The sequence below is a fragment of the Bacillus sp. FSL K6-0042 genome, assembly GCF_038006685.1.
In the GTDB taxonomy this organism is placed as follows: Bacteria; Bacillota; Bacilli; order Bacillales; family Bacillaceae_G; genus Bacillus_A; species Bacillus_A pseudomycoides.
Map to the genome: position 1 here is coordinate 1,901,326 of NZ_JBBOVS010000001.1, position 12,399 is coordinate 1,913,724.

Below are 12,399 nucleotides of genomic sequence, written 5' to 3' on the forward strand. Positions count from 1 at the left end.
ATTCATTACTGGTTCATCAATTATGAAAAGAGCAAAATGCATTCTTTCGCATTATGAAAGAAGGATTACATGCATTGGGAGGTTTAAACAAATGACGAGGAAGAATACAACGACAAACCCTTGGGCCAAATTCCATGGTCCGAACCTTGGTTATGTTATTGAACAGTATGATCGTTACGTGACAGGAGAAGGTTCTGTTGATCCGGAATTACAAGAGCTTTTTGAAACTTTTGGAGCTCCTCCATTCCAAGCAGATGTCGTAACAGGGGACAACAAGGAAACAAATTTTTCTCCTCAAAACACAGGAAACATTGAAAAAATTCTTAAAGTCGTTCAACTTGTTGAGCATATCCGTTCATTCGGTCATACATCGGCTCATATTAATCCAATGGAAGAGCCTGCTGATGGACAATCTCTCATCGAGAAAGCAATGAACGAATTGAGCGATGCAGATTTGAAAGCGATTCCAGCTAAAACAGTATGGGCAGATGCACCAAATGATGTTCACACAGCTTTTGATGTAATTAATAGATTAAAAGATGTTTACACAAAATCTTTAGCCTATGAATTCTCGCATATACAGGATAGTGAAGAACGCGCGTGGTTGCATCAAATGGTGGAATCAAATTCCCTGCGTCAACCATTAACAAATAAAAAACGAACTGCTCTCTTAAAACGCTTAACAGCTGTTGAAGGTTTCGAGCAATTCTTGCATAAAACATTCGTTGGCCAAAAACGTTTCTCCATCGAAGGCGTTGATATGCTTGTACCTGTACTAGATGAAATTATTTTAGAAGGTGCTAAAGGCGGCGTAAACGATGTCATGATTGGTATGGCTCACCGCGGTCGTCTAAGCGTACTCGCTCATGTATTAGAAAAACCATATAGTCACATGTTTGCAGAATTCAAACATGCAACAATAGATAATGCTAAAGTTAATACCGGCTGGACTGGCGATGTGAAATACCATTTAGGTAGAGAAGAAGTTGTCGGATCTGAAGAAGCTAGCACACGCGTTACATTAGCAAATAACCCGAGTCACCTTGAGTTCGTTAATCCAGTTGTTGAAGGTTATGCACGTGCTGCTCAAGAAGATCGTAAAAAAGCTGGCTATCCCGAACACGACGTTTCAAAATCATTCGTAATTTTAGTTCATGGTGATGCTGCATTCCCTGGTCAAGGTATTGTATCTGAAACATTGAACTTAAGCAGATTGAACGCATACCAAACTGGTGGAACAATTCATGTTATCGCAAATAACGCAATCGGCTTTACGACAGATAGCTATGATTCTCGTTCTACGAAATATTCAAGTGACCTTGCGAAAGGATTCGAAATTCCAATCGTTCACGTGAATGCTGATAACCCGGAAGCATGTCTTGCTGCTGCTAACCTTGCGATTCAATATCGTATGCTGTTCAAAAAAGACTTCTTAATCGATTTAATCGGTTACCGTCGTTACGGTCATAACGAAATGGATGACCCAGCAGTTACGCAGCCACAAGTTTATAAAAAAATTAAAAACCATCCAACTGTAAGAGCTTTATATGCAAGCCAATTAGAAGCTGCGGGCGTTCTAAATGCAGATGAGGTTGAAACAATTACTCAATTCGTACAAGAGCATTTAAAATCTGAGTATGCACAAGTACCACCAGCAGATACAAGTGAAGCTGCAATTCATGTTAAGGTTCCAGATGTTGTTGCGAAAGGAATTCAGTCAATTGATACTAGTCTTCCGCTTGAAACACTTCGTGCAATTAACGAAGGGCTTTTAACTTGGCCAGAAGGCTTTAACGTATATCCGAAAGTGAAGAAAATTCTTGAGCGCCGTAAAGATGCTCTTGAAGAGAACGGTAAAATTGAATGGGCACTTGCTGAATCTTTAGCATTCGCTTCTATTTTACAAGAAGGTACGCCAATTCGTTTAACTGGTCAAGATTCACAGCGTGGTACGTTCGCACATCGTCATATCGTATTACATGATACAGAAACAAACGAAACATATTCACCATTACATCGCCTGCCGAATATTAACGCATCATTCTCTGTTCATAACAGTCCGTTATCAGAGGCTGCTGTTGTCGGCTACGAATATGGTTACAATGTATTCGCTCCAGAAACTCTTGTTATGTGGGAAGCACAATACGGTGACTTCTCAAATACTGCACAAGCATTATTTGATCAATATATTTCAGCAGGAAGAGCAAAATGGGGACAAAAATCAGGCCTAGTTCTTCTATTACCTCACGGTTACGAAGGTCAAGGACCGGAGCACTCTAGTGCACGTCCAGAACGTTTCCTACAATTAGCTGCAGAAAACAACTGGACTGTTGCAAACTTAACAAGCGCGGCACAATACTTCCATATTTTACGCCGTCAAGCATCAATCCTTGGTACAGAAGCAGTTCGTCCATTAGTCATTATGACGCCAAAAAGCTTATTACGTCATCCACTTACAGCTTCATCAGGTGACAAACTAAGTGAAGGACGCTTCCAACCTGCTTTAGAACAAGAAAATCTTGGTACAAAACCAAGCAAAGTAAAACGCCTTGTTTTAACGACAGGTAAAGTAGCAATTGATTTAGCAGCAGAAATCGAATCTGGTAAACACGAGTACAATTTAGATGAACTTCATATCGTTCGTATTGAGCAGTTGTACCCATTCCCTGCTGAAAAAGTTCAATCTATTATGAAACGCTTTAAAAACTTAGAAGAAATCATTTGGGTACAAGAAGAACCACGTAATATGGGTGCATGGCATTACATGGCTCCAATTCTGTTTGAACTTGCTGGAGATAAAGTGAAAACAGGATACATCGGACGCCCAGATCGTTCTAGCCCATCAGGTGGCGATCCATTTGCACACAAAGCTGAGCAAGAACTAATTGTTGCACATGCATTAGATATAAAGTATAACTTTCGACAAGATAAACAAGAAATAGAAGTTTTTAGCAACTAACAACGAAAGTGATGTGCTCTAGCTCATGCGGGCAGAGTTCCTTACAGCTCAATCTGTAAAGAATTTCTGCCCAATCAAGCTGGAAACTTTGAGATTACCGAAGAAAAAAAGACAAAACACACCGTTAGGCAAATAAGGGGAGGACATTTAAAATGATCGAAATTAAAGTACCTGAGCTTGCAGAATCTATTTCAGAAGGAACTATCTCACAATGGCTTATCAATGTAGGCGACAAAGTTGAGAAAGGTGGCAGCGTTGTTGAGCTTGAAACGGATAAAGTCAATGTAGAAATCATTGCAGAAGATTCAGGTATTGTATCACAACTACTAGGAGAGCCTGGAGATACAGTTGAAGTTGGCGACATCATTGCAATTTTAGATGCAAACGGCGCTGCAGTAAGTACACCTGCTCCAGCAGCAGCTCCAGAACAACCAAAACAAGAAGTTACTGAAGCACCAAAAGCTGAGGCTCCAAAAACAGCTTTACAAGGTCTTCCAAATACAGATCGCCCTATCGCATCACCTGCTGCTAGAAAAATGGCACGTGAATTAGGAATCGACTTAAATGAAGTACGCAGCACTGATCCACTTGGCCGTGTAAGACCACACGATGTACAAGCACATGCTGCTGCACCAAAAGCAGAGCCAAAACAAGAAAAAACAAGTCCAAAACCAGCAGCAAAAACTGAATTTGAAAAACCAGTTGAGCGCGTAAAAATGTCCCGCCGCCGTCAAACAATTGCAAAACGTCTTGTAGAAGTTCAACAAACATCTGCAATGTTAACAACATTTAACGAAGTTGATATGACTGCAATCATGGAATTACGTAAAGAACGTAAAGATTCATTCGAGAAAAAACATGATGTTCGTCTTGGCTTTATGTCATTCTTCACAAAAGCAGTTGTTGCAGCGTTAAAACAATTCCCATTGTTAAATGCTGAAATCCAAGGTGACGAGCTTATCATTAAAAAATTCTATGATATCGGAATCGCTGTAGCAGCTCCAGATGGATTAGTTGTTCCAGTTGTACGCGATGCAAACCAATTGAACTTTGCTGAAATCGAAAGCGAAATTCGTGAACTAGGTAAAAAAGCACGCGATAACAAGCTTACATTAAAAGAACTACAAGGTGGTACATTTACAATTACAAACGGTGGTGTGTTCGGCTCCCTTATGTCAACACCAATCCTAAACAGCCCACAAGTAGGTATTCTTGGAATGCATAAAATTCAAGTAAGACCAGTTGCAATCGATGCAGAACGTATGGAAAACCGTCCGATGATGTACATTGCTCTATCTTACGACCACCGCATCGTCGATGGTAAAGAAGCAGTTAGCTTCCTTGTTGCTGTTAAAGAAATGCTTGAAGATCCAAAATCATTATTATTAGAAGGTTGATAGCCTTTCGAAATACAAAAGGCTGTATGAAAGTATCGATTTATTCGATCTTTCATGCAGCCTTTTTTTATCATTTTAACCGAGAACCCCCCACCTCAAGCTCTTGTAGAGGTAAGTGGGGGTAGTTCAATAAGACTCTAAAACAATCGTAATTTTTTTGAGTTCATAAGGGACAACTCACAATACATACAATGATAATGTATGTCTAGAACAAATTTACTGATAAGGAGGAATACAATGAGTACTTTCACAGCTTCCACAAAACTAAAAATGAACAAGGATACCTTTTTCCTCCCCGACTCAAACGGGGGTGTCTATTTTCGAAACAACTCCAGTTCATTCCGAATGCAAGGTAATGGTATCTATGAATGGATTGAAAAATTAATGCCTATGTTTAATGGAGAACATACTTTGGAAGAACTAACAAGCGGACTCCCCCTCCCTTATCAAAATAGAGTTTTTGAACTTGGAGAACTTTTGCACCAAAATGGTTTTGTACGTGATGTAAGTCAAGATTCTCCTCATCAGTTAGAGAATGCCTTACTTGAGAGATACGCATCGCAAATTGAATTTTTAGAGGCCTACTCTCACTCGGGTGCCCTAAAATTTCAAATGTATCGACAAGCTAAAGTCCTAGCAATTGGATCTGGATCTATTTTCACTTCATTAATTTCTTCTTTACTTGAATCTGGTTTACCTGAGTTTCACTGTCTTATTACCGACTCTACCGCAACAAATCGCTCTCGATTAATTGAGATTGTACAAAAAGCCCACGATGCTGATCAAAATGTACTTGTTCAAGAAATAGATACAACGATAGATCGTTCCTTGCAGGAAATTTTTCAACATTTTGATTGGATTCTATATGTATCTCAAAATGGAAATATTGAAAAATTAAGAGCGATCCATGCGATTTGTAGAGAAGAAAAGAAAAACTTTCTTCCTGCTTTATGTTTGGAGCAAGTAGGCTTAGCTGGTCCTGTCATTACTACAGAATCTGAAGAATGCTGGGAATCTGCATGGCGACGCGTACATGAGACTGCCCTTCAAAAAGATCAACTATTAGAGCCTTTCTCTCCAATCGCTGGGGCTATGTTAGCAAACATTGTCGTTTTTGAGTTATTCAAAAATATTACAGGCTCTTCAAATAGAGAGCAAAATAAACAATTCTTTTTACTAAATTTTGAAACGCTAGAAGGCAGCTGGCACACTTCCATCAAACACCCGCTTATAACAACAAAAAACTTTACAATAGAAACGATACAAGACATTGATGAAACTCTCAAAAGACATTCAAACCAAAGCCCTTCGAATGAACTTTTTCGTTTTTTTGACCAATTAACTTCAAGAACCTCTGGAATTTTTCACATATGGGATGAACAAAATCTAAAGCAATTACCGTTGTCTCAATGCTATATCCAAGTTGCAAATCCATTATCAGAAGGACCTACTACGCTCCTGCCTACTATAATTTGCGGTGGATTAACGCATGACGAAGCACGCCGCGAAGCAGGTTTAACCGGAATTGAAACATATGTAACTCAAATGGTTCATTTCCTTATTCCTGAACAAGATGAATTCATTGGAATTGGGGCTGGGGAAACAATGGTAGAGGGCGTGTACCGTGCACTACAAAATCATTTAACACACACATTACAAACGAGGCAGTTGACCAAAACAGAAGAAATTACACAACTACAATTAACAGAGATTCACGACAAACACTGCCAATTTTATTTACGTGCACTCTCCGCGATACATGGGGAACCAATGGTAGGAATTGGTGAAGAGGTGCTAGGTTTTCCTGTTGTTTGGATCGGTGTACACAACCAGTGGTACGGTAGTACTGATTTAAATATAACATTAGCACTAAGAAATGCATTACAACAAGCACTACTTCATGTCCAAAATCAAGAAGTTCCCTATAAATCCAATATATTATTGGACTCCTCTATCCTTTTACACAGTGCAGAATCGTTTAGGGCTGAAATACAAAAAGAAGAAGAAATGCCACAATTAGAATCCTTGCAATTAGCCTTACAGAATTTAAAAGAACATAATCTTCATCCCTTCGTCCTCGACCTAGCAATTGAACCATTTTTAAAAGAAGGATTAGGCGGTGTAGTTGGTGTGGTAATCAAAGAGGAGGTAGAATGATGAGTCGGAAAATATTAATTGTAGGAGATGGCCTACTAGCAAACTATGTAAATCAGCAATTATCTGTTCACTACCCTATCATTCATCAAAATACAATTGAAGAGCCACTCCCTGAAAATATTCATCTTGCTCTCGTATTACACGATGGTTCTCCTTCCTCTATCCATCATGAAGCTGAAGAAATATTTCGCTCCGCTAACATTCCATGGCTTCGGGGCTTTACTTCATTTGGTGAGGGTATCATTGGTCCTTATGTTCAGCCAAATACAGCAGGATGTTCCCTTTGTGCTGATGCAAGACGTTTTATAGCTGGCTTTGACCAAAAAGAAATGTGGGAGCTACAGCGGAAATATTCCTTAAAAAAGGATGATGCCATACAACGAGATGTATGCGCAACCCAAACTGGATTACTACAAATGTGTCAGCTTATTCATGCTGAAACAGAAAGGATTTTAACAGAAGGGCATACCTCTTTAGCTGAGGAACTCATTTTACTTAACATGCAAACCTTTCAATGTTCACGCCATTCATTTCTTCCTGATCCTCTATGTCCAATGTGTAGTACAATACCTGACGATACTGAAGCTGCTGCTTGCCTTTCCCTACAACCGAGCTTTAAAACGAACGCTGAAAGTTATCGATGTCGTTCTATTGAAGATTTAAATACATTTTTGACTAAAGATTACCTAGATTATCGGACTGGACTTTTAAATGGGAAAATGCAACATTCCTTATTACCATTCGCTGATGTCATTGTAAATATGCCGTTACTTTTAGGGAATGAAGGAGTTGCGGGCCGAACACATTCATTCAGGGCGAGTGAAGCAACTGCTATCTTAGAAGGATTAGAGAGATACTGCGGAATGACCCCTCGCGGGAAACGGACAAATGTTCATGGTAGTTACCGAGAGTTAGAAGATACAGCCATCAATCCTCTCACAATCGGTGTACATACAGATGAACATTATAAAAAAACAGATTTCCCATTTAAACCGTTTGATCCTGATTATCCTCAAGACTGGGTATGGGGTTATTCTTTATCACAAAACCGTCCCGTCTTAGTTCCAGAATCGATTGCATATTATAGTCTAGGACACAGGGACGCTTTTGTTTATGAAACTTCAAACGGCTGTGCAATTGGAGGGAGTTTAGAAGAAGCGATTTTCCATGGCATTTTAGAAATAGTCGAACGCGATGCTTTCTTGCTAACTTGGTATGCACAATTACCACTTCCCCGCCTGGATTTAGCTTCTGCGGACGATGTGGAATTACAATTGATGATTGAACGAATGCGCACGATTACAGGCTATGATTTACATGTTTTTGATGCAACGATGGAGCATGGTATTCCAAGTATATGGGCCATTGCAAAAAATACAAAACAAGATGGAATGAATCTCGTCTGTGCAGGTGGTGCCCACATGGAACCACTACGAGCTGTTAAAAGTGCTATCCATGAATTAGCAGGTATGTTACTTACTATGGATGAAAAACTTGAAGCAAACAAGCAAAAATACGAACAATGTTTACGCGATCCCTATCTTGTCACCCAAATGGATGATCATAGCATGTTATACGGATTACCAGAAACCGAAGAACGCCTTCAATTTTTATTGAATGATAGTCGACCTGTACAATCATTTAAACAAATGAATCAGTTAAGATCTATCGATAAGGATTTAACTTCAGACCTTCGCCATCTCTTAGATCAACTACATCATTCAGGCCTTGAAGTCATCGTCATTGACCAAACGGTTCCTCTCATACAAAAAAACGGATTATCTTGTGTAAAAGTACTGATCCCTGGTATGTTACCAATGACATTTGGCCATCAACTTACTCGCACAACAGGACTACAGAGAGTATTTACCGTACCAATGGAACTTGGATATATTAATAAGCCACTTACATTTGAACAACTTAATCCACATCCGCATCCATTTCCATAAGTCACAATAAGGAGGTAGATTGATGCAACTAGAAACATTTCTACACCATTTACATTTTTCTATCGATGAAATTATGCTCCAAAATAAAGAAGTCGACTGGGCTGATGCCCCCCTTCCCTATAAACTATACCGTAATCTACCTGTCATTCCTCTTTCTCTAGAGGTACCGCTAACATTGCGAGATCAAAATCTGTCTAAAGAACCTACTCTCGAGCAAATCGGACATTGTCTCTGGTATACATTTGGCCTAACTCAATTGTGCCAGCCTTCCCTCGGCTTAGAAGAACAAAATACAACAAATATATACCGAAGATTTATTCCTTCTGGAGGAGCTCTATATCCAAATGAATTATATTTGTATTTAAAAATGAATCATTGTCCACAGGGAATCTATCATTATGACGCAGCACATCATCGTCTCGTATTACTACGTGAAGGAAATTTTGACTCTTATCTCACAGAGGCACTTGGAAATCGCTGCAATCTATCTGCTTGCTTTGGCACCGCCTTTGTATCAACAATGTTTTGGAAAAATTTCTTTAAATATAATAACTTTTCCTACCGTCTCCAAGGTCTAGATACTGGTGTCCTCATCGGCCAATTACTAGAAGTCTCTAAACAATTCGGCTATACATCTGGTGTATATTTTCAATTTCTTGATAGAGCCATTAATCATTTACTCGGACTATCGGAGCAAGAAGAAAGCGTGTATGCAGTTATCCCATTATCTAACCACCCTGCAGAAGAATGGTTTCATCCAAATAATACAGGCGCAAACGTTACTTCTTATGAACTCTCACAGCGGCTTCCCGTTTTAGAGCATGAACACTTTGTTCGATCAAAGAACTTTACTGATCACCCTCTAATAACAAGAATGAATGCAGCATCTATGCTAGATTCAACTGAACAATTTCGAACTGTGACGGAAGAGGCAACTGTTCCACATCACACACAAACTTTGACACTCCCCAGAGTAGAGCGATTATCATACGATTTCGCAACAGCTTTTCAAAAACGTTATTCACCTGATTTAGATTTTGTCTTAAGGAAAATAAGCGATACGCAACTAGCTACTTTGCTTCAAGAAGCAACTCTTTCCTTTCCTTATCAAAATGATTTAGACGGAACACATATAAAGACAAAATCACGTGTCTTACTATACGGATGCTTTTATAACGTAGACGGTTTGCCAAATGGTGCCTATTCCTACGACAGTAATGCTCATACATTAGAAAAAATTCAATTAGGAGATCTCCGCTATCCTTTACAATCCGGTATGACAATGGACAATGTGAATCTCTTTCAAGTACCACTCTGTTTACATGTAATAGGAAATAAAGATTATTTAAAAAACGATTTAGGTTATAGAGGATATCGAATTCAACAAATGGAAGCTGGAATGCTCGTCCAAAAACTCGTCTTAGCAACCTCAGCTATGGATATGGGAGGTCACCCGCTCTTAGGATTTGATGCAAACTTATGTGACAAACTTTATGAAATTGATACAAAAAGAAAAACGACCCTTATTCAAATTCCCGTTGGTCCCTATCGCCATCGCACTTGGTTAAAAGGATATTTGCATAGCTAAAAACACGCCCTGCGCTTAGTACACTGTGCTAGCAAAGGGCGTGTTTTTGAAGGAATTTTAATTACCTAAATCGAATATACAAATTTAGGTAATTAATATATAAATCCATTTTGATTTTTCAACATGTAAATTGCTGCTACGAAGAACAAAAGGTACCTTACATTCGCTTTCTCCCTCTGTTTTCACTTGGCATGGGGCAGGAAAAGGATCTGACCGCTTCTATGCATGGCTGGATGTTCTCTCCTACCTAAAAAGAAGGGGTTTTGTCGTTTTTTAATTTGGATTTATATAAGACCTGCTTTCACTACTAAATTACTTTAAAGATACTCTTAATCTGTCTTGCAAACAACCAATTCTTCGTTCCGCAGTTATCATTTAAACTATCTAGCATAATAGAATTTCCATTAGAGAACTTCAACTCTAATGTTGTATTTTTATCATTTGTTTTTAGGCTTATATCTGTAATATTCTCATACTTTAATTTTTCAACTTTAATATACTCTTCTTGCACCTGACCAATGACAACATGATCTTGGAAAAAGAAGAACACTTCCGCTTTTTTTCCAAAGCAAAATACATTTTTCGGGTAAATTAAAGTAGCGTTATCAATCGCAACACATAGCTCTTTTATTTCTTGGACAATTTCTCCAAAGTCCTCCTCATGTCTTGCATTTGACTCCGCAATCCACTCTTCTACTGTTCTCATATTTATTGCCATTTCTTATCCTCCAGCATCATTCATTACTATCTTGTCTCTATCGTATTTTTATGTATGAAAAAATAAGTACTATATGAAAATATAATAGATACGTACTACACTTTTCAAGGACAAATATGATTTTATATATTTTTTTATAATTCGGCGTTTTCAAAATAAAAAATAGTACTTCTATAAGAAGTACTATTCCGCTCGCCGCGCTGCTTGTTGAACTGGATCCCAAACACTGTTATATGGCGGTGCATAACTTAAATCGACATCTTCTAAATCATGAATGCTCATTTTATGAAAGAGCGCCATTGCAATAACATCGATTCGTTTATCCACGCCTTCTTCTCCGATAACTTGTCCGCCTAATAGTTGTTTTGTATCAGAACGATACAACAATTTCACATAAAGTGCTGTTGCATTTGGATAATATCCAGCCATACTTGTTGTATCTACTTTCACCGTTTTATATGGTATTTTCAATCCACTTGCTTCTTTTTCACTTAAACCCGTTCTCGCTAAAGTGAGTCCCATAAATTTAATAATGCTCGTACCAAGAGTGCCTTTAAATGCTCTTCGTTTATCAACCATATTCAATCCTGCAAGACGCCCTTGCTTATTTGCAGTTGTACCGATTGGAATATGATCATGCGTTTCTTTTATGATGTGATAATGCGTTGCACAATCTCCTGCTGCATAGATATCTTCCACATTCGTTTGCATATAAGCATTTACTTCTATAGCCCCTTTTTTGTTCGTGCGAATCGCTGTTCCGTTAACAAACTCTGTGTTTGGCTGCACGCCAACTGATACTAGAACGAGATCCGTTTTATACGTTCCTTTATCTGTTTCAACAAATTCAACTTTCTCTTTCCCCTTAAATGCTTTTACATTTTCATTTATTAAAATTTCAATATTATATTTTGCTGCTTCTTCATGTATATATGCTGCCATATCAGCATCATAAATTGTGCCAACATGTTCATTTCGCTCAATCATTCGCACCTTTTTCCCAAGCTCTACAAATGTTTCAGCCATTTCAAGGCCAATTGCCCCGCCGCCAATAATTGTTACTTGCTCAACATTCTGTTCCTGTAACGTCTCCAATATTCTATGAGCATCCGGAATTGTTTTTAAAAGATGGACACCTTGCAGGTTGTTTCCTTCCCAGTCCGGCATAACAGGTCTAACTCCTGTCGCAATTAGCAAGCGATCATATTTATATTGAAATGCCTCGTTTTCACTTGTATGTATACCATGCACAATTTTGTTTTCAGTATCAATTTTCGTTACTTTATGGTATGTTTTCGCATCAATTCCATACTTATCACGAAATGTGCTAATGTCTCGTGCAATTAATTTTTTAGTAGAAGCAATTATACCGCTAATAACGTACGGAAGTCCACACTGCGCATATGAATATATTTCACCTTTTTCTAACGTTACAACTTTTGCTTCTTTATCATTTCTAATAATTTGCATTGCTGCACTCATGCCAGCTGCATCTCCGCCAATGATTACATAGTTCACTAAACCACTCCTTTGTACAGTCTCTATCGTTTACATTCTCCAGATTCACTGTAAATAAATCCTTTTTTCTATAAGTAGCTTATACAAAGTATATGTTTTCTCCATCTTGTTTA

Annotated in this window: 7 protein-coding genes; 5 read left to right on the plus strand and 2 right to left on the minus strand. The window is 38.4% G+C overall.

What is annotated here, in order from left to right:
• The first annotated feature begins 91 nt into the window (after positions 1 to 91).
• The 5 genes from MHH45_RS09925 (at position 92) to MHH45_RS09945 (ending at position 10,050) form a co-directional block, all read left to right on the plus strand.
• Positions 92 to 2,959 carry a 2-oxoglutarate dehydrogenase E1 component gene (locus tag MHH45_RS09925; RefSeq protein ID WP_016132601.1) on the plus strand — a complete coding sequence of 956 codons (2,868 nt, stop codon included), beginning with the start codon at positions 92 to 94 and terminating at the stop codon, positions 2,957 to 2,959.
• 152 nt (positions 2,960 to 3,111) lie between these two features.
• Positions 3,112 to 4,356: a 2-oxoglutarate dehydrogenase complex dihydrolipoyllysine-residue succinyltransferase gene (gene odhB / locus MHH45_RS09930; protein WP_006094002.1), complete on the plus strand. Its 1,245-nt coding sequence runs from the start codon at positions 3,112 to 3,114 to the stop codon at positions 4,354 to 4,356.
• A gap of 237 nt (positions 4,357 to 4,593) precedes the next feature.
• Positions 4,594 to 6,513, plus strand: a complete 1,920-nt coding sequence (locus tag MHH45_RS09935; protein WP_088093981.1) for a putative thiazole-containing bacteriocin maturation protein — start codon at positions 4,594 to 4,596, stop codon at positions 6,511 to 6,513.
• The gene (locus MHH45_RS09940) at positions 6,513 to 8,462 is read left to right on the plus strand and encodes a TOMM precursor leader peptide-binding protein (protein WP_088093980.1); all 1,950 of its coding nucleotides are present in this window, start codon (positions 6,513 to 6,515) and stop codon (positions 8,460 to 8,462) included. The genes MHH45_RS09935 and MHH45_RS09940 overlap by 1 nt, the downstream gene beginning before the upstream one ends.
• Positions 8,463 to 8,484: 22 nt before the next feature.
• Positions 8,485 to 10,050 carry a SagB family peptide dehydrogenase gene (locus MHH45_RS09945; protein ID WP_088093979.1) on the plus strand — a complete coding sequence of 522 codons (1,566 nt, stop codon included), beginning with the start codon at positions 8,485 to 8,487 and terminating at the stop codon, positions 10,048 to 10,050.
• A 307-nt stretch (positions 10,051 to 10,357) separates the two neighbouring features.
• On the opposite strand, the gene MHH45_RS09950 is transcribed toward MHH45_RS09945, so the two are convergent.
• Positions 10,358 to 10,768: a DUF3908 family protein gene (locus MHH45_RS09950; protein ID WP_088093978.1), complete on the minus strand. Its 411-nt coding sequence runs from the start codon at positions 10,766 to 10,768 to the stop codon at positions 10,358 to 10,360.
• Between the two features lie 183 nt (positions 10,769 to 10,951).
• Positions 10,952 to 12,286, minus strand: a complete 1,335-nt coding sequence (locus tag MHH45_RS09955; protein WP_088093977.1) for an FAD-dependent oxidoreductase — start codon at positions 12,284 to 12,286, stop codon at positions 10,952 to 10,954.
• Positions 12,287 to 12,399: the final 113 nt, after the last annotated feature.